The sequence below is a fragment of the Bacillus sp. FAU20 genome, from assembly GCF_056033865.1.
The window spans coordinates 91,415-110,065 of record NZ_JBVYHY010000022.1; the positions used below are offsets into that span (position 1 = coordinate 91,415).

The window sequence follows — 18,651 nt, forward strand, 5'->3', positions numbered from 1 at the left end:
ACAGCTTCTATTATGACATATAAAAATAGGCATGAGTATATCCCTTTTTAACGTATAACAGAAACTTTTCTATTACAAATACTTTTTCTTCCCACCGAGTAATAATCTATCTTTTGTTTCTTAACATCTTCATCAGTATAACAATTTCTCCCATCAAATAAAATAGGCTCCCTCATAAGTTGTACGTACTTTTCTAACGGATAAGTTTGAATATCTTCCCATTCTGTTACGATAAAAACCGCACTCGCATCTCTAATCGATTCATCTATACAATTGCTATATTGTATAGCATCTCCAAATATATTTTTCACATATTGAATTGCTTTTGGGTCGTAAAGAACAATATCTGCACCTATATTAATTAATGCTTCTATTATAATAAGAGATGGTGCCTCTCTAATATCATCCGTATTTGGTTTAAAGGATGCGCCAAGAACTGCAATCCGCTTTTTATTCATGTTCATGACTTTTTTCGCTTTTTCAATCAATAGCAGTTGTTGCTTATTATTTACTTCAATAACCGCTTTTAACAAACGAAAATCATGAGCAACATTTCCCGCAATTTGCACCAGCGCTTTCGTATCTTTCGGAAAACACGATCCTCCGTATCCAATGCCCGCATTTAAAAAAGATGCACCAATTCTCTTATCCATTCCCATCCCTTTAGCAACATCCAGTACATTTGCGCCTACCTTCTCACATATATTTGAAATTTCATTCATGAAACTAATCTTTGTAGCTAAAAAGGCATTCGACGCGTATTTAATCATCTCTGCACTTTTAATATCTGTAACATACGTTTCTAAGCGTAATTCGCTATACAAACTCTCTACTCTTCTTGCTACTTCCTCACTATCTGCTCCAATTACAATACGATCTCCATGAAAGAAATCATAAATACCTGAACCTTCACGCAAAAACTCTGGATTCGATACGATATGTAATGTATATCTCCCCTTTAACTCCTCCTCAATCCATCCTTTCATTACATCATTTGTACCTACTGGAACTGTACTTTTCGTAACAACAATAATATCGTTCGTCGCATATACTCCAATATCATTACAAGCACTCTGAATATACGTTAAATCCGCCGTCCCATCTAATAAAGGTGGTGTTCCAACTGCAATAAATATAAACTCTACATCCTCAAACGCCTCTTCTTTATTTGATGTGAAAGTTAAAGCATTATTCTCATATGCATGATTTATTAATTCATGTAATCTAACCTCATAAATAGGTAAATCCCCTTGTTTTATCCGTTCAATTTTCTCATCATCTATATCAAAACATGTAACTGAATGCCCCAACTTTGCCAATCCTACTCCTGTAATCAATCCAACATATCCAGTACCTACTATCGTAATTTTCATTTCCTTTTCGCACAGGAATATACAATAGAAAAGATATGAAATATAGAATTCTCCCTGTGCTTCCCCCTCTCACATTAAAAATGAGAAAACTCTTTTCCTTTTTCATTATATGAATTACTTCCCTCATTCTTTTTAAAGTTTTTGTAAAATTAAATGCACTATAATATAAAGTGCAACTTAATCATTGGGAAGCCAGCTACCAGCTCACTCCAGATAAATTCCCACATTTTAACACGAGACTTACTCATTTCTACGTGTAACACTTATAATACTGAAATAAAAGTATTCACTATTGAAGAAAAAGAGGAAATGTCATATTCCAAAGTCCAGTACGATTAACCTTCTTATATGATTCAACATTCTATATACAATTGTCATATATTCTATCCGCTTCCATTAAGCGTAAAAAGAAAAAAAGATTGAATTCTAATCTTTTTGTGATACCATATGTTATGAGCCTGTAAATAAACATCATAATTTTCAGATAAATATATTTTCAAAAAAAAAAAATTACGTTAGACTATAAAGGGTGGGGTATTAATGGACTCACAAGTGATTTATGCCATTTTGGCATCTTTCATCACTGTACTCGTCGTTACTCCTTTAGTTATTAAATTAGCTTTTAAAATAGGAGCGACAGATAAGCCAAACGCACGTAAAGTGCACCAAAAGATTATGCCTCGTCTTGGCGGGTTAGCAATCTTTATCGGTGTAGCTGTAGGATTTGTTGTTGGCGGCTTATATGAGCAAAGAATGTTATCGATAACGCTAGGTGCGATTATCATTGTAATCATCGGAATTTTAGATGATATGTACGAGTTATCTGCGAGAGTAAAATTCGGTGGACAACTGTTAGTTGCCATTATGATTGTAAAAAGTGGATTATTAGTGCAAGTATTATATATCCCATTCCTTGGGGATACTGAACTTGGATGGCTTGCTTATCCAATTACAGTATTTTGGCTTGTAGGTATTACGAATGCAATCAACTTAATTGACGGCTTAGATGGATTATCTGCGGGGATTTCATCTATCGTACTTGCAACGCTAGCATATATGGCCTTCACTAGTCCATGGGGTACTGGAACAGCTATTATATTGCCACTTGCATTAATTATATTAGCAAGTACAATTGGATTTTTATTCTACAACTTCCATCCAGCAAAAATTTTCATGGGAGATACAGGAGCACTATTTTTAGGATACTGTATTTCTGTTATATCGTTACTTGGATTATACAAAAGTGTAACGTTATTCAGTTTTATCGTTCCAATTATCATTTTAGGTGTACCTATATTTGATACGATATTTGCAATCATCCGTCGTATCGTAAATAAAAAACCTATTTCAGCACCAGATAAATCGCATTTACATCACCGCTTACTTGCAATGGGATTCTCTCATCGCAAAACGGTACTAATTATATACGCATTCGGTATTTTCTTTAGTGTAAATGCCATTATTTTCACTAGTGCAACATTATGGTTATCCATTATTCTTCTTTTCGCTTTGATTTTCTTCACAGAAATCATTGCTGAAATAATCGGGCTTGTACATGAACGCTACAAACCAATTATTTCCTTTTATAAAAAAGTGAAAAAACGCGAAGACTAATTGTAGTATAGCCTTTACCATTATGAAATATTCAAATAGCATCCTCTTTCTTATAAGAGGATGCTATTTTTTATTCCTTATTTTATATTTCCAAAATATAGATTGTTTGAGAGTTCCTCTATTGGAGAAAGATATACATAATAAGAAACGTATCAAGTTTTCTTTTTACATCTTGATTGTCAAACTGAGGGTGAATGTTATGATCAAGCGAGTATTGCAATGTATTATTTTATTTTTGACCATTACTATGTACGCATCATCTAATACTGAAGCAACAACTGTTATTCCTGCTGAATATCATCCAAATACTGAAACGACCTCTCCTACACAAAAAATTGCGTACTTAACATTTGATGACGGGCCAAACAAATATACTACACAAATTTTAAACATCTTAAAAGAAAAGAACGGAAAAGCAACTTTCTTTGTTATTGGCGGAAAAGTGCCACATTACACAAAAACGATGCAAAGATTAATTAAAGAAGGACATTATATCGGTCTCCACAGCATGTCACATGATGTAAAACGCCTTTACACTGGTGACCCTTCCACTTTAATTGCAGAAATGGAGCAAACACAAAGCATTGTCCAGCAAGTTACGAAATTAAATACACATCTCGTTCGCGTTCCATATGGTAGTATGCCTTACTTAAAAAAGAATTACCGTGACGCACTTGTATCGGCCCAGTATAAAATGTGGGATTGGACAATCGATACATACGACTGGAAAAGCTATGACAATCCTTCTGCCATACTCGAAAGAGTACGTAATCAAAGTGATGAACAAGTAGAAGTCATTTTAATGCATGATTCGAGTGTAACCGTACAAATACTGCCAAAAGTAATTGATTATTTACAGTCACAAGGATACAAACTTCTTCCCTATAATCCTTCTTCTCATCTCAAGGTAAATTTTTGGAAAGACACAAGATTGTAACAGCTTTAGTGCCTATGTGCTAAAGCTGTTTTATTTTTCTCTTCCCACCCTTCCCGTTTTTGTGTAAAATTTTAAATAGTGATGAAGTTTCGAGGTGAATAGAAATGAAACGAATAGATCTCATTTTTAACGCAATACAAAAAGGCAATTATACAGAAGGTGTAACCGCATCAGAACTCGCTACCTTTCTGCAACTAGATCGCGCCAATGTAAGTAGCGACTTAAACAAACTTGTAAAAGATAAACGTTTATTAAAAACAAATACGCGTCCCGTTCGTTTTTATATAGAAACGAACGCTTTGTTGGAAACGCATTCAAAAGAAGTGACTTCATTAGATACATTTGCAATTGAAAATACAAGCCTTAAAATCGCAATTGAAAAAGCGAAAGCTTCAATGCTCTATCCTCCAAACGGTATGCATACTTTACTGCTCGGAGAAACAGGAGTCGGAAAGTCTATGTTTGCTTCTTTAATGCACGAATATGCAATTGAAGTTGAACAACTTCCTAAAAATGCACCATTTATCGTCTTTAACTGCGCTGATTATGCAAATAATCCACAGCTACTACTTGGACAGTTATTTGGAATTAAAAAAGGAGCTTACACAGGTGCAAGTGATCAAAAAGGGTTAATTGAAAAAGCTCATGAAGGGATTCTCTTCTTAGATGAAGTACATCGCCTGCCTCCAGAAGGCCAAGAAATGCTTTTCACCTTTATTGACCGCGGAGTATATCGCCGCCTTGGAGAAACAGAAAACGAGCGTAAAGCACAAGTATTAATCATTACTGCAACAACAGAAGAACCAAATTCATTTTTATTAAAAACATTTACAAGACGTATACCGATGACTATCACGCTGCCACCACTTCGTGAGCGTACACATAAAGAGCGCTTTGCTTTACTACAACTATTTTTTACAAATGAAGCAATTCGTCTGCGAAAAGAAATTCACGTTAGTCCGAATGCAATGCGTGCTTTCGTCTTTTACAATTGTCCCAATAACATCGGTCAATTAAAAACGGATGTACAGATCGCCTGTGCGAAAGCCTATTCTGAATTCGTAACAAAGAAACGTGATTCTGTCTATGTTTCAAGTACAGACTTACCTTGGTATATGAAAGAGGGGCTGTTCATCGAAAGAAAGAGCCGTCACTTATACCAAATACCAAATGAAACATTTGTATTTACAGGTGATGAAGGTTGGAGTAATCATAAAACAGAAGATGAAAAACGCTCTTCTATTTACGATTATATTGATTATAAATACGAAGAACTTCAAGCACGCGGTATTGAAGAGGAAGAATTAGAATTACTAATAGAAAATGATGTTCAAAGCTTTTTCGTACAATATTTTAACCAAATATCAAAAAAAACAAGCCATGAAAATGTTTTTAAAATTGTGGATCGTAATATCGTTTCCGTATGTGAAAAAATAGCGGAACTTGCGGAAAAGCATTTATCTAAGACGTTTGATGAAAAAGTATTTCTCGCTTTAAGTTTACATGTACAGACAACTCTACAACGTTTACAAAGCGGCAAACAAATATATCACCCACAATTAAATCAAATTCGTACGAAATATAAAAAAGCCTTTTCCGTAGCTATGCAAGGCATTCAACTACTGGAAGAAGAGTTACAAATAACAATGCCTATTGATGAAGCTGGCTTTTTAACAATGTTCTTCGTTGTTGATCCAATTCCTGCCTCACAAACAGAAGTAAAAGTATTAATATTAGCACACGGTAATGGCATAGCAACTGAAATGGCAAACGTTGCAAACGAACTTCTCGGCATTGAGGAAGTAACCGGTATTGATATGCCGTTACATGAATCACCGAAAGATTTCTTGGAACGTGTGAAAGTATATATGAAAACACTACAAAATGTAAATGGGCTTCTCTTACTTGTCGATATGGGGTCACTTGCTTATATCGGTGACATATTAGAAACGGAGTTTAAAATCCCTGTACGTGTTCTCTCGATGACGAGCACACCACATGCACTGGAAGCAGCTCGAAAAGCTCAGCTCGGTTATTCATTAGATGCGCTATATGAAACAGTAAAAAATTTAACACCGTTTTACTTAAACGTACAAGAAGAAAAGAAAAAACCTCTCTCTCCAATGAAATCTGTTATTTTAACAGCTTGTTTAACTGGTGAAGGAAGTGCTTTAGCTATTCAAAAAATGTTAGAGAATTATTTACGATTTGATAAAGACTTAATTGAAATTATTCCGATTAGTATCGTCCATGAAAAAGATTTAACGAAAATGATCGAGAACATAAAAAAAGAGCGTAACATCATTTGTATTGTCACGAATTTCGATGTGCAAGTGCCATGCTTAACATATCATTTCCAAGACATCGTAAACTACACAGCAATTCAGCCCATTCAAGAATTAATTACGTATGAAGAAACATATGCAAAAATGGCGGATATTCTTGAACAACAAATGCAGCGTAACGATGGAGCATTACTTATCAAAACAATTCGTTACGCATTAAATACAATTCAAGAATTAATTTCCTTACAGCTAACTCCTGATAGCTTAATGGGTGTTATTCTGCATATGAGCTGTATGGTTGACCGTCTTCAAAAAGGAGAAAACCTTCTTCCTCACCCTGATAAAGAGAAAAGAAGACAAGATGAATACTGGATGTATATGAAAGTAAAAAAAGCATTGCAACCAATTGAAAATACATTTGAAATACAAATACCTGATGACGAAGTGTTTTACGTTATGGACTTCTTTATTAAAAATCAACCTTTTAAAAATTAATTGAGGCCGTTTTTAAAAATATCGACCGTAACATGAGTTATATCAGCGATTATTAAAATATATCGGCGCAACTCAGATTATATCAGCGATTCTCACAATATATCGGCGTAACTCAGATTATATCAACGGTTTTCACAATATATCGTTTTACCGACAATAATCACTAAAACTAGCACCTTATATAATGAGAAAAGGCTGTTCCAACATATGGACAGCCTTTTCCTCTACTTCTTTACTTTTCTAACTCGCCCTCTTATTTCTCCCCTTTTTTGTGATTTCGTATGGACATTAACATATACATTTGCTTGAATAATTTCTTGAAGTAAATGTACAAATGATTTCCCTTGTAAAGGTCCCTCAAAATCCTCTACATTCACTACACCAGTAATACTTCCCTCGTTCAAGCTAATCCCTTGCTCCAGTGGACCATACAAATAGAAAACAACAGGACCAATTTGAGTAGACTTCCCTAAATGAATTTGACACGATGTAACCTTTTCTATATTTTTTAGTATTACTCTGTAATGCAATTTCGTTAAATCATCACTAAAAATAAACTCTGCTACCCCAAAAGCTTCTGTATTTACAGGAGGCACTTCCCTCTTACCTGTTAACCTGGCAAAGAAATGTGTTGTCATAAGGCATTCTCCTTATATAAATTTCCCAGCACTACTTCTACTACTTTATGGTTTAGACATAATCATTTATGACTTTTTCAATTTTAATTACAAAGAAAAGATTCACAAAATCTTTACATTAAAATCGTTCCTATAGATTGAACGTCTCTTGTATAATGCACATAGAAAAACATTATAGGAGGTTATTTTGAAAAAAAACAAACACACCTTCCACACATTATTAGAGATTTTTCTCGTCTCATTTAAATTAGGACTTACTTCATTCGGCGGTCCTGTCGCTCATCTCGGCTATTTCCACCACGAATACGTGCAAAAAAGAAAATGGATGAATGAACGAAGCTATGGAGATTTAGTAGCATTATGTCAATTCCTTCCTGGTCCTGCCAGCAGTCAAGTCGGTATGGGCGTTGGATTATTAAGGGGCGGGCTTTTAGGAGCTATTATTTCATGGATTGGATTCACTTTACCGTCTGTACTTATTTTGGTTTTCTTCGCCTCATTCCTTAATCAGTTCGATCTTGGAAGTGCTGGCTGGATTCATGGACTAAAACTTGTAGCAGTCGCTATTGTCGCTCATGCCATATGGGGAATGGCGCAAAAGTTAACTCCAGATCGCAACCGTGCAACAATTGCGATCGTAACTGCCGCAATCGCCTTATTATGGCCAAGTAGTTGGACACAAGTCATCCTCATTATAATATGTGGCTTTATCGGCTGGTTTTTATATCGCAACCAACCAATTAGCCAATCTCAAAATATAAAAGTACCTATTTCAAAAAAAATAGCAGTTTCTTGTCTCGTCTTATTCTTTGGACTATTACTACTGCTACCAATATTAAGACCGTTCTCTTATTACATCGCTTTATTTGACAGTTTCTATCGCTCTGGCGCACTTGTATTTGGAGGAGGACACGTCGTGCTGCCCCTTCTTGAAGGTGAGTTCGTACAAAACGGAATGATGACGAAAGAACAGTTCCTAGCTGGATACGGATTAACACAAGCAGTACCAGGACCACTATTTACATTCGCCTCTTATATAGGAGCAGTGTTAAACGGGACGCTTGGGGCAATACTCGCAACAATTGCGATTTTCCTCCCTGCTTTCTTACTCGTTATTGGTGTTTTACCATTTTGGAACAGTGTAAGAAAAATATCTTTCATACAAGGCGCACTACTTGGAGTCAATGCCGCTGTTGTCGGTATTTTAATTGCCGCTTTTTATAACCCTATTTGGACAAGCACAATTATGAACGCTGTAGATTTTGTTTTTGCGTCTCTTCTATTTTGCTTGCTCGCTTTTTGGAAAACACCACCTTGGGTTATCGTTATACTTGGAGCCTTTGGCGGATATGTTCTGTCCATTTTATAAATAGAAAAAACGACGGCTATACCATGCCGTCGTTTTTTCTATTAAAACTTTACAAGCTCTATTCCTTCTGGCAACTCACTCTCTGTTAAAATACGCAATTCCTTCACACGATCCATTACGTAAGAAGAACGCTTCACAAGCTCTGGATCAATATAAGCTGGATGAACCATAATTTCTACCGTTTGTTCACCTTGTACTCTTTCTTTTAACTTCACAAAGTAATCTTCCGTCACACCATCTGCGTAAAAGTCACTGTAAAACACATCAGAAAATGGATGCACCGCTCTATCTTCCTCACAACGACGAATTGGAACATTATATGTAGCCGCTAATCTCTCAAGAACATCGTGTAAGATCGGTAATCCGTGTACATGATGATGACTATCTAAATGAGTTGGTGTTAATCCGTAAGATAAAAACTTCTCAATTTGAGCAGTCCATTCTCTCTCAACTTCTTCTGGATTTATATTCCCTTCCCTTACAACACTTTGTTTATGAAACGACCCGTTTGCCCCTACGAGTGACGGTACATCCTTTAACAGTGGTTCCCCTGCTGTTAATACGAGATGTACGCCTACTCCGAGTAGGTTGTACTCTTTCGCTAAGCGTACCGCATGCTCTGTTCCTGGCATATTCATCATCATCGTCGTTGAATTTACAAGTCCATTTATATGTCCATCAATAATGCCATAATTTGTACCTTCTGTAAGACCGAAATCATCTGCATTTACAATTAACTTAATCATCATAATACCTCCTAATAAAGTGAAACTTTAATCAGTGGGGGGTTTTCTCCCCCCACTGATTATTAGTTGAACCAATCGGACTTTTATGGGCAGTTGATCCCCCACCTAATTTCTTTGTTTTCGCTGAATTTTGAGGTAGTGGTCTTACTGCCCATTAAAGTGGGATAGAATAAAAAAAGCGGGCTAAATAGCGCCGCTTTATTTCTCTACCTTTTTAAAGAATTGCGGAAGATATTCTTTATGTGCTTCCAACATTTCATCTAAAATTTGTTTTGCAACTTTATCTGATGGTACAAGTGGATTAATTGTCATAGCAAGCAGCGCCTTATGATAATCCCCTGTAACAGCAGCTTCAATTGTTGTGCGCTCGAATGATTTAATTTGTTGTACTAAACCGCGAACTGGTACTGGAAGATCTCCAACTGCAATTGGTTTTGGGCCTTCTTTCGTAATAATACAGTTCACTTCAACAGCTGAATCATGTGGTAAGCTTGCAATTGTTCCGTTGTTTCGTGTATTAACAGGCTGGATATCACCTTTATTATTGTAGATAGACGTAATTAAGCTACATGCTGCATCACTATAATAAGCTCCGCCACGTTTTTCTAATTGTGGTGGTTTAATATCTAAGTTCGGGTCTTTATATAACTCGAATAAATCATTTTCTAATTGTTTTACTACTTCTGCACGTGTACCTTTTTCAATTGAAGCTTCTTTCTCTTCTTCTAACATTTCACGTGTTTTGTAGTAGTAACGATGGTATGGACATGGAATTGCACGAAGGCCACGAATAAAGTCTGGTTCCCAGTTAAGCGCTGCGATATTTTCCATCGTAATTTGCTTTTCTGGATCTGTCACAAGCTCTAACACACGATCCATTACACTTACGCCATCTAAGTATACATCTAGTCCGTATACCATATGATTTAAACCTGCGAAATCAACGTGAACACGACTCGCATCTACTTCAAGTAACTTTGCAAGACCCATACGGATTCCGATTGGAACGTTACATAGACCAACTACTCTTTGAATATTTGTATAACGAAGAACAGCTTCTGTTACCATACCAGCTGGGTTTGCAAAGTTAATTAACCATGCATTCGGACAAAGCTCCTCCATATCCTTACAAATATCTAAAATAACAGGAATCGTTCTCAGCGCTTTGAATAAACCACCAGGACCATTCGTTTCCTGACCGATTACATCATATTTTAATGGGATTGCTTCATCTTTTGCACGTGCTTCTAATAAACCAACACGAAGCTGCGTCGTTACGAAATCAGCATCCTTTAATGCCTCGCGGCGATCAAGCGTTAAATGTACCTCGATTGGTAAACCAGATTTTTTTACCATACGTTTCGCTAAGTTACCAACGATTTCTAACTTTTCTTTTCCTGCCTCAATATCTACTAACCAAATTTCACGAACAGGAAGCTCATCATAACGCTTAATAAATCCTTCAATTAACTCTGGTGTATAACTAGATCCACCGCCGATTGTAGCAATTTTAATTCCAGTCATGCTTTATTCCCCTTTCGCTTCTAACTTTTTATAAAGATCGATAAACTCTGCCGCTAATTCTTTTACTGTAATCGCATTCATTAAATGATCTTGTGCGTGAATTAAGAGAACACTAACCGCTGTTTTTTCTCCTCTTGCTTCTGATTGTATGAGCTCTGTTTGGAAATGATGCGCTTCATTGATCGCTTCTTTCGCCTTTACCATCGCTTCATCAGCCTCTGCCATTTTCCCCTGTTTGGCAAATTGAATTGCCTCCATTGCAAAGCTGCGTGCGTTACCACTATTTAAAATCAATTGGAATGGAATTTGTTCTGCTGTAGTCATCATAATTACCGTCCTCTCTATAAGGTTCAACCGATTGAAATACCCCTTCAGTTTGAACATTTCTATTAAATTATTATTTTATGAATGATAGTTTGGTGTTCTTGTAGATGAGTATCATCTTTTTGAACATGATATAAAGGTAATTGTTCTCACAGATCATGTTGTCTGTGAGAACAATTATTATGTTACATAGGTACAGAGTTGTTATTTCCTTGTGCTGCTGCTTTTTCAGTACGAACGACTGAACGGTCACATAACACAACGAATGGATAATAGATTACCATCGCAATTACAAAGTTGAATAACTGTAGAATTGCACCTGAAAGATGTCCACCTGTTACAAGATAACCACTAATAATTGGTGGTGTTGCCCATGGAATCATCGCAACTGTTTTTGGTACCCAGCCAATAGATATAGCTGTATAAGAAGTAATTACCAAGACAATTGGTGTTATGATAAACGGTAAGAATAAAACTGGATTTAAAATAATTGGTGTACCGAATATTACCGGTTCGTTAATATTGAATGCACCTGGTCCAATTGATAAGCGAGATACACCGCGTAATTGTGCACTTTTTGCTACAAGTAATACAACTACTAAAAACGCTAATGTTGCACCAGAACCACCAAGATATACGAAAGTATCAAAGAATGGTTTTGTAACAATGTTTGGAACATCAAATGCAGATGTGCCACCTTGGAATAACTTCATATTTTTCTCTAATGCCGGTAAGTATAACGGCTCAATAATACCACCAACGATATTTGGACCGTGTAAACCGAAGAACCAAAGAAGATGAACAAGGAGTACAATGACAATTGCACTTGGTAATGTCCCTGCTAAACTTTGCAGTGGTGATTGAATCGTATTAAAGATAAATTCATGAACACTTGTACCAGCTAATTTCACTGCTAATTGAATACCTGCAACTACTGTTAAAATAACAAATGCTGGAACTATAGCTGCGAAAGATCTTAAAACTGCTGGTGGTACTCCATCAGGCATTTTAAAAGTAATGTTTCTTTGTACAAAGAAACGGAATACTTCAGTAACAAGGAGTGCCACAATAATTGCTACGAATAGCCCTTGTGCACCTGTCCAAGCTAAGTTCAATCCGCCTTCTTTCGGTGTTGTTGGCGTAAGAATAATTAACGCACCAAATGAAATAATACCTGCTGACAAACCATCAACGCCGTAAGATTTTGCTAAGTTATAACTTGTTGTAAATGCTATGATTAGTGCTAGAATCGCGAAAGAACCAGTCCACATTCCACCGCCAACTTGTTTCCACGTTTCACCAAACAAACCTTTCATGAAATCTTGGAAAGCTTCAGATGGAAAACCATTAATTAGTGATGCCAGTGCACCAACTAAAATAAGTGGCATAACTGCAATAAATCCGTCACGGATCGCAGCTAAGTGACGTTGCGATCCGATTTTACCAGCGACAGGAACGATATATTTCTCCATGAATGCAATAAACTTTTGCATTTCGCTTCCCCCCTAATTATTTTTTTAGTGTTAATGCGTGATCTAAAACTGCTTCTCCATTCATCATGCCGTAGTGCATTGGATTAATAACGTCGATTCCAACATTTTTCTCGTCGGCAAGCGTTTTCATTGAAGAGAGCATGTAACGAACTTGTGGTCCTAGTAATAACACATCTGCTTGGTCGATATTGTTTTTTACTGCATCCCCAGATACAGCCCAAATCTTTCCTTCTAAACCGCGAGCTTTTGCAGCCGCTTCCATTTTTGTAACTAGTAAACTTGTAGACATCCCTGCTGAGCAACATAATAAAATATTCATTTGAAAATCCCCCTTGTGTAGTATAAAAAATTTATGTTTTATTTATTTTTCTTTACGCTATTTATTAATGCAATTAGCGTGCCAACTTTTTAAAAGCACTAAAATCAGTGCTTTTTCGAGCATTTTCTTTGTGTGTTAACGCTTTCAATTAGTGTGTCGTCTAAAAAACACACAGTGTGTTATAAAACAACACGCTTTTAACACATAACTGTATGAAAATAGATTAGTGTTTAGTTGTCTAGTTGTGTTTAAAACAAAAAAACACTAAAAAAATTTTTTCAGCGTGAAAATCTATTAAAAAAACTCCTCTATCTATTGTCCAAGCAAACTCTACTAAATTACATAGAATAGAATAAAATAACACAATTCGAAAGGGGATTCCTATGCCAAAACATAGAAAACAAAGCAAAATAAAGATTTATAGAATAACAAGCTATAAAAAAGACAAGCGTTCTGAATTAGACTCTAACAAATTTAAACTAGAACAGCAGGAGGTAGAAAATAAGCAGGACAAGCAGGACAAACAAGATAATCAAGTACAATCGGAAAATGTAGTCATAGTACCCACAGATTCACACAACTTAGATATATGGGATGAAATTTCTCTAAAGGAAATACAAGCTGGTGAACATACAAATTTATTTGTGGAACAAAGTAATTATCAAAATATTAATTTGTTACAAGTTAGCGATATCCGTTTATATTTGGACAAGCAACTACAATTCAGTTCCGTCGATGAGCAAATTTATCATGAAGCACTTGTACATCCAATTATGTCAAAAGTAATTGATCCAAAACGTGTTCTCATATTAGGCGGTGGCGATGGTCTTGCCCTGCGAGAAGTTTTAAAATATGAAACTGTACTACATGTAGACCTTGTTGACTTAGATGGATCGATGATTGATATGGCTCGTAATGTTCCTGAATTAGTTTCTTTAAACAAAAGTGCATTTTTTGATAATCGTGTAAATACACACGTATGTGATGCAAAAGAATTTTTAAGCTCTCCTTCCTCTTTATACGATGTAATCATTATTGATTTCCCAGACCCAGCGACAGAGTTGTTAAGTACTTTATATACAAGCGAACTTTTTGCTCGTATAGCTACATTCTTAACAGAAGACGGCGCGTTCGTCTGCCAATCTAATTCACCCGCTGATGCACCACTAGTATATTGGAGTATTGGTAAAACAATTGAACATGCGGGATTAACTGTGAAAAGTTATCATACAATCGTTCCTTCTTTCGGAACTGACTGGGGATTTCATATTGCCACTAATTCTGCCTATGTACTCGATCAAATTGAGCAATTATACGTAGTACCAACTCCTCGAACATTGCCTTCTCTTCTTTTTCCTTTATTTCAATTTAAAGAAGAACATCTAGAACAACGTAACCTCGCTCTTTTAAATTCAGAATCAAATCTTATCTTACACCAATGTTACAAAAAGGAAATGGAGTTTTGACGATATCACAGGAAGGAGTGCTACCTTATGAAATATTCTACTTTCGGTAAGCATATAATAGTAGATTTGTGGGGAGTGGATTTTTCCCTATTAGATGATATGTACTTTTTAGAACATCATTTAGTTAACGCTGCTGATCAATCTGGTGCCCACGTTTTAAACGTAAGTACAAAAGAATTTGATCCGCATGGTGTTACTATTTTAGTTTTACTATCAGAAAGCCACCTTTCTATTCACACTTATCCAGAAAAAAACTTTGCAGCCATCGACTGTTATACTTGCGGTACGACCGTTGAACCGCAAATAGCGATTGATTATATCGTAAGTATATTAAAACCAAATGAGATGCATATAAAAAAACTAATTCGTGGTATAGGAGAGATTGTAAATACTGATTAAATACCGCTCTTATTCATTTGTAAAAAGGAGGAGTGTAAATACCATCAGTGGAACGAACATTCCACTGATGGTACAGACACATACATAAAGTGAAACTTTAATTAGTGGGGGTTTTGTTCATCTCCCACTAATTATTAGTTGAACCAATCGGGCCTTTACGGACAGTTAAGCTCCCTCCTAACTTCCTTGCTCCAGCCACATTTTGAGGTGGGAGTTTTACTGCCCGTTAATGCGGGATAAAAAAACCTTGCATACGCAAGGTTCATTCAGTCACTGACATCTTCCTATATAATTCTACAAATTCACTCGCTAATTCCTTCACCGTAATCGCATTCATTAAATGATCTTGCGCATGCACCATCAGAAGGGTAACTTCCGTCTTTTCACCACCAGCTTCTTTCTGTATGAGCTCCGTTTGTACACGGTGCGCCTCTTTTAATTCCTCTAGTGCTTCTTGTAATTTAGCTTCAGCTTCTGTAAACTCCCCACGCTTCGCACAATCAATTGCTTCCATTGAACAACTTCTCGCGTTTCCCCCATGCAAGATTAAATGAAAAGCTTTCGTCTCTATCGTATCCATTGTAGTTCTTTACTCCCCCTTTTCTTCCGCCAGTTTTTGTTTATCCCATATTTTTAAGAACGGTAAATAAATGAAGAATGCTAGCGCAAAGTTAACAAGTTGTAAAATAACACCTGAAATTTTCCCGCCCGATCCTAAATATCCACTAAAAAGAATAGGTGTCGTCCAAGGTACAGCGGCCCCACTTGGACGTGCGACCCATCCCCATTCCATTGCAAAGTAAGAAACAATTGTTAACACAACTGGAACTAATATAAATGGAATTAGTAAAAGTGGGTTCATTACAATCGGCATACCAAAAGTTACCATCTCATTAATATTAAATATACCAGGTGCAATTGACAATCTCCCTAAACTTTTTAATTGTTGACTTCGTGCAAATAGTAACATTCCGACAACTAGAGCAAGCGTTGCACCAGAACCGCCCATATAAATCCATAAATCAAAAAACTGTGCCGTAATCGTATTTGGTACATCTTGCCCAGCTTGAAAAGCCACTCGGTTTTGATCCATTAACGATAACCAAACGGGGCTCATTACACCACCAACAATAGTAGCACCATGAATTCCACACGACCAAAGAACATGAACGAGAATAACTGCTATTATTGCGCCCCAAAGACTAGCACCAAGTACACTAAGTGGCTCCTGTAAAATTTGTCCTACAATATTATGGATACTGCCAAAAGAAGTATTTTCTATAATTAAGCGTAAAATCCAAATAACTGTTACAACAATAAATCCTGGAACAAGTGCCGCAAATGAACGCGTGACAGCTGGTGGAACTGTCTCTGGCATCTTTATAATTATCTTTTTTTGTACAATAAATCGATAAAGTTCAGTAGATATAAGTGCAATAATCATTGCTACAAATAACCCTTGGCTTCCCATTAATACAGCTGGGATAGCGCCTTCTACAAGTACACTCTCTTTTGTACTTGGTATAATATATGCAACTTGGAATGGAGTCGCAAGTAAAAACGTCACAAGCGACAATGCCCCGGATGCTAAAGCATCCACTTTATAATACTCTCCAAGCCTGTAAGCGATTCCAAAAACAGCTATTAAAGCCATTATATTAAAAGTTGCACTAACTGGATAGCCTAAAGCTCTCTGCCAATTCTCCCCAAACAAACCTGCCATAAACTCGTTATATCCCGGTATCGGTAGCGCACTAATAATAAGGAAAAATGATCCAATAATTAAGAACGGCATCGTTAAAATAATTCCATCTCGAATCGCTTGTAAATGCCTCTGCTCTGCAACCTTCCCCGCTATCGGCATCACATACTTCTCTAAAAACCGTATCATCTATCCCACTCTCCTCATGGTTTCATTGACAAAGCTGCTTGCAAGATAGCTTCTCCATTACAAAGTCCGTAATGAACGGATTGAATGACATCAACAGGTATCCCTTTATCCTTACATAATTCTTGCATCTTCGGTAATAAATAACGTACTTGTGGTCCAAGTAAAAGTACATCGGCTTTATCAATATGGCTATTTACTTCAGAACCTGATACAGCCCAAATCTTTACCTCTATTCCTCTTGCCTCTGCTGCTTTCTCCATCTTTGTAACAATCAAACTGGAAGACATTCCCGCTGCACAGCAAAGCAAAATATTCATTCCGCTTCCCTCCCCCTTTTATTAAGCCTAAGTTATGGTGCATCCCTTGCCACCACTAGTTTACAAATATATATGTCTAGATTTCCTGCTGTATGCCGAGCTTAAAAACAAAAATTTCTTGGTTTTCACGCTATTCCATTTATCCGTATTCTCCTAGTAAAGAGGACTCTAACTCGCTATAATGATTCAGTATGAATTTTTTTAATTGATAGGAGGATATATTTATGAAGGCATATCGCTTTCCACTTATTTTATTATCTTCTATCCTAATTGGTGGTTTCATTGGTTATTTCATGGGTGCCGATGCAGTTGCTTTAAAGCCGCTTGGTGATATTTTCTTAAACTTAATGTTTACGATTGTTGTACCTTTAGTGTTCTTTAGCATCGCATCGTCTATTGCTAATATGGATGGATTAAAACGTTTCGGTAAAATTATGTCTAGTATGGCTGGGACTTTCTTATTTACAAGTATTTTAGCTGCTATTTTTATGATTATTGTCGTGAAAGTATTCCCGCCAGCACAAGGTGTTGTACTAGAACTAACACAACCTGACAAAGCCGGCAAAGCTGTTAGTGTTGCAGATCAAATCGTCGGTATTTTAACAGTATCTGACTTCTCTAAGTTACTATCTCGTGAAAATATGTTAGCTCTTATTTTCTTCTCTATCTTAATGGGGATTGCAACTTCAGCAGTTGGCGAAAAAGGAAAGCCATTCGCTACATTCCTACAAGCTGGTGCAGAAATTTCAATGAAAGTTGTATCTTTCATTATGTATTACGCTCCAATCGGACTTGCTGCTTACTTCGCAGCATTAGTTGGTGAATTCGGACCACAACTTCTTGGAACTTACTTCCGAGCAGCAATGGTATACTATCCTGCTTCTCTAATTTATTTCTTTGTATTCTTCACATTCTATGCATACCTTGCAGGTCGCAAGCAAGGTGTACAAGTATTTTGGAAGAACATGGTCTCTCCTACAGTTACATCACTTGCAACTTGTAGTAGTGCCGCAAGTATTCCAGCAAACTTAGAAGCAACAAAGAAAATGGGTATTTCTTCAGACGTTCGTGAAACAGTTGTCCTTCTTGGTTCTACTCTTCATAAAGATGGCTCTGTTTTAGGCGGCGTATTAAAAATCGCTTTCTTATTCGGTATTTTCAACATGGAATTTGAAGGACCGAAAACATTAGCAATCGCACTTGTTGTTTCTTTATTAGTAGGAACAGTAATGGGTGCTATTCCAGGCGGCGGTATGATCGGTGAAATGTTAATCGTATCTCTATACGGTTTCCCGCCAGAAGCATTGCCAATTATTGCAGCAATTAGTACAATTATTGATCCTCCTGCAACGATGTTAAACGTAACAGCAGATAACGCTTGTGCCGTAATGACAGCTCGCCTTGTAGAAGGTAAGAATTGGATCAAAAACAAATTTGCTTAATAGATAGAAAGAGGATGCT

Annotated in this window: 17 protein-coding genes; 7 read left to right on the forward strand and 10 right to left on the reverse strand. The window is 36.5% G+C overall.

Features of this window, described 5'->3' with window-relative positions; translation table 11 throughout:
• Positions 1-47: 47 nt before the first annotated feature.
• Complete coding sequence (locus tag AC0OM3_RS18835) at positions 48-1,373, reverse strand: UDP-glucose dehydrogenase family protein (RefSeq protein WP_000704924.1); 1,326 nt, start codon at positions 1,371-1,373, stop codon at positions 48-50.
• Positions 1,374-1,913: 540 nt separating this feature from the next.
• Here AC0OM3_RS18835 and AC0OM3_RS18840 point away from each other — a divergent pair.
• The 3 genes from AC0OM3_RS18840 to AC0OM3_RS18850 all read left to right on the forward strand — a co-directional run bounded on the left by AC0OM3_RS18840 (position 1,914) and on the right by AC0OM3_RS18850 (position 6,704).
• Positions 1,914-2,987: a glycosyltransferase family 4 protein gene (locus tag AC0OM3_RS18840; protein WP_000378319.1), complete on the forward strand. Its 1,074-nt coding sequence runs from the start codon at positions 1,914-1,916 to the stop codon at positions 2,985-2,987.
• A gap of 199 nt (positions 2,988-3,186) precedes the next feature.
• Positions 3,187-3,924 carry a polysaccharide deacetylase family protein gene (locus AC0OM3_RS18845; RefSeq protein ID WP_000597185.1) on the forward strand — a complete coding sequence of 246 codons (738 nt, stop codon included), beginning with the start codon at positions 3,187-3,189 and terminating at the stop codon, positions 3,922-3,924.
• A gap of 104 nt (positions 3,925-4,028) precedes the next feature.
• Positions 4,029-6,704 (forward strand): sigma-54-dependent transcriptional regulator, encoded by a 2,676-nt coding sequence (locus tag AC0OM3_RS18850; RefSeq protein WP_474212653.1) that lies wholly within the window; start codon positions 4,029-4,031, stop codon positions 6,702-6,704.
• Positions 6,705-6,928: 224 nt separating this feature from the next.
• Here the strand turns inward: AC0OM3_RS18850 and exsM are convergent, their stop codons facing one another.
• Entirely contained in the window at positions 6,929-7,342 is a 414-nt protein-coding gene (gene exsM / locus AC0OM3_RS18855) for an exosporium regulatory protein ExsM (RefSeq protein WP_000207045.1), read from the reverse strand.
• Positions 7,343-7,529: 187 nt separating this feature from the next.
• Between exsM and AC0OM3_RS18860 the strand changes: the two genes are divergently transcribed.
• Positions 7,530-8,711, forward strand: coding sequence for a chromate transporter (locus tag AC0OM3_RS18860; protein WP_474212655.1), 1,182 nt, complete (start codon positions 7,530-7,532; stop codon positions 8,709-8,711).
• Between the two features lie 41 nt (positions 8,712-8,752).
• Here AC0OM3_RS18860 and chbG read toward each other — a convergent pair whose 3' ends face one another.
• The 5 genes from chbG to AC0OM3_RS18885 all read right to left on the reverse strand — a co-directional run bounded on the left by chbG (position 8,753) and on the right by AC0OM3_RS18885 (position 13,117).
• Positions 8,753-9,457: a chitin disaccharide deacetylase gene (chbG, locus tag AC0OM3_RS18865; RefSeq protein WP_046946620.1), complete on the reverse strand. Its 705-nt coding sequence runs from the start codon at positions 9,455-9,457 to the stop codon at positions 8,753-8,755.
• A gap of 198 nt (positions 9,458-9,655) precedes the next feature.
• A complete protein-coding gene (gene celF, locus AC0OM3_RS18870) occupies positions 9,656-10,981 on the reverse strand; it encodes a 6-phospho-beta-glucosidase (protein WP_000145747.1) in 1,326 nt (441 codons plus the stop codon).
• A 3-nt stretch (positions 10,982-10,984) separates the two neighbouring features.
• Complete coding sequence (locus tag AC0OM3_RS18875) at positions 10,985-11,308, reverse strand: PTS lactose/cellobiose transporter subunit IIA (protein WP_000989046.1); 324 nt, start codon at positions 11,306-11,308, stop codon at positions 10,985-10,987.
• Between the two features lie 182 nt (positions 11,309-11,490).
• A complete protein-coding gene (gene celB, locus AC0OM3_RS18880) occupies positions 11,491-12,798 on the reverse strand; it encodes a PTS cellobiose transporter subunit IIC (protein ID WP_001168822.1) in 1,308 nt (435 codons plus the stop codon).
• 16 nt (positions 12,799-12,814) lie between these two features.
• Positions 12,815-13,117 carry a PTS sugar transporter subunit IIB gene (locus tag AC0OM3_RS18885; RefSeq protein WP_001023563.1) on the reverse strand — a complete coding sequence of 101 codons (303 nt, stop codon included), beginning with the start codon at positions 13,115-13,117 and terminating at the stop codon, positions 12,815-12,817.
• A 383-nt stretch (positions 13,118-13,500) separates the two neighbouring features.
• On the opposite strand from AC0OM3_RS18885, the gene AC0OM3_RS18890 reads away from it, so the two are divergent.
• The gene (locus AC0OM3_RS18890) at positions 13,501-14,583 is read left to right on the forward strand and encodes a polyamine aminopropyltransferase (protein WP_074593727.1); all 1,083 of its coding nucleotides are present in this window, start codon (positions 13,501-13,503) and stop codon (positions 14,581-14,583) included.
• 27 nt (positions 14,584-14,610) lie between these two features.
• The gene (gene speD, locus AC0OM3_RS18895) at positions 14,611-14,982 is read left to right on the forward strand and encodes an adenosylmethionine decarboxylase (RefSeq protein WP_089148627.1); all 372 of its coding nucleotides are present in this window, start codon (positions 14,611-14,613) and stop codon (positions 14,980-14,982) included.
• Positions 14,983-15,244: 262 nt separating this feature from the next.
• Here the strand turns inward: speD and AC0OM3_RS18900 are convergent, their stop codons facing one another.
• The 3 genes from AC0OM3_RS18900 to AC0OM3_RS18910 are packed head-to-tail and all read right to left on the reverse strand — an operon-like array spanning position 15,245 to position 17,190.
• Positions 15,245-15,562: a PTS sugar transporter subunit IIA gene (locus AC0OM3_RS18900; RefSeq protein WP_000379647.1), complete on the reverse strand. Its 318-nt coding sequence runs from the start codon at positions 15,560-15,562 to the stop codon at positions 15,245-15,247.
• A 9-nt stretch (positions 15,563-15,571) separates the two neighbouring features.
• Positions 15,572-16,873, reverse strand: coding sequence for a PTS cellobiose transporter subunit IIC (gene celB / locus AC0OM3_RS18905; RefSeq protein ID WP_000617768.1), 1,302 nt, complete (start codon positions 16,871-16,873; stop codon positions 15,572-15,574).
• A 14-nt stretch (positions 16,874-16,887) separates the two neighbouring features.
• Positions 16,888-17,190: a PTS sugar transporter subunit IIB gene (locus tag AC0OM3_RS18910; RefSeq protein WP_061884760.1), complete on the reverse strand. Its 303-nt coding sequence runs from the start codon at positions 17,188-17,190 to the stop codon at positions 16,888-16,890.
• 224 nt (positions 17,191-17,414) lie between these two features.
• Between AC0OM3_RS18910 and AC0OM3_RS18915 the strand changes: the two genes are divergently transcribed.
• On the forward strand, positions 17,415-18,632 hold the full coding sequence (locus AC0OM3_RS18915) for a dicarboxylate/amino acid:cation symporter (protein ID WP_000649376.1): 1,218 nt from the start codon (positions 17,415-17,417) through the stop codon (positions 18,630-18,632).
• Positions 18,633-18,651: the final 19 nt, after the last annotated feature.

Bases quoted from the DNA above. Each gene is read 5' to 3' on its own strand.
- AC0OM3_RS18835 (WP_000704924.1), bottom strand. From the start codon at position 1,373: ATGAAAATTACGATAGTAGGTACTGGATATGTTGGATTGATTACAGGA.
- AC0OM3_RS18840 (WP_000378319.1), top strand. From the start codon at position 1,914: ATGGACTCACAAGTGATTTATGCCATTTTGGCATCTTTCATCACTGTA.
- AC0OM3_RS18845 (WP_000597185.1), top strand. From the start codon at position 3,187: ATGATCAAGCGAGTATTGCAATGTATTATTTTATTTTTGACCATTACT.
- AC0OM3_RS18850 (WP_474212653.1), top strand. From the start codon at position 4,029: ATGAAACGAATAGATCTCATTTTTAACGCAATACAAAAAGGCAATTAT.
- exsM (WP_000207045.1), bottom strand. From the start codon at position 7,342: ATGACAACACATTTCTTTGCCAGGTTAACAGGTAAGAGGGAAGTGCCT.
- chbG (WP_046946620.1), bottom strand. From the start codon at position 9,457: ATGATTAAGTTAATTGTAAATGCAGATGATTTCGGTCTTACAGAAGGT.
- celF (WP_000145747.1), bottom strand. From the start codon at position 10,981: ATGACTGGAATTAAAATTGCTACAATCGGCGGTGGATCTAGTTATACA.
- AC0OM3_RS18875 (WP_000989046.1), bottom strand. From the start codon at position 11,308: ATGATGACTACAGCAGAACAAATTCCATTCCAATTGATTTTAAATAGT.
- celB (WP_001168822.1), bottom strand. From the start codon at position 12,798: ATGCAAAAGTTTATTGCATTCATGGAGAAATATATCGTTCCTGTCGCT.
- AC0OM3_RS18885 (WP_001023563.1), bottom strand. From the start codon at position 13,117: ATGAATATTTTATTATGTTGCTCAGCAGGGATGTCTACAAGTTTACTA.
- AC0OM3_RS18890 (WP_074593727.1), top strand. From the start codon at position 13,501: ATGCCAAAACATAGAAAACAAAGCAAAATAAAGATTTATAGAATAACA.
- speD (WP_089148627.1), top strand. From the start codon at position 14,611: ATGAAATATTCTACTTTCGGTAAGCATATAATAGTAGATTTGTGGGGA.
- AC0OM3_RS18900 (WP_000379647.1), bottom strand. From the start codon at position 15,562: ATGGATACGATAGAGACGAAAGCTTTTCATTTAATCTTGCATGGGGGA.
- celB (WP_000617768.1), bottom strand. From the start codon at position 16,873: ATGATACGGTTTTTAGAGAAGTATGTGATGCCGATAGCGGGGAAGGTT.
- AC0OM3_RS18910 (WP_061884760.1), bottom strand. From the start codon at position 17,190: ATGAATATTTTGCTTTGCTGTGCAGCGGGAATGTCTTCCAGTTTGATT.
- AC0OM3_RS18915 (WP_000649376.1), top strand. From the start codon at position 17,415: ATGAAGGCATATCGCTTTCCACTTATTTTATTATCTTCTATCCTAATT.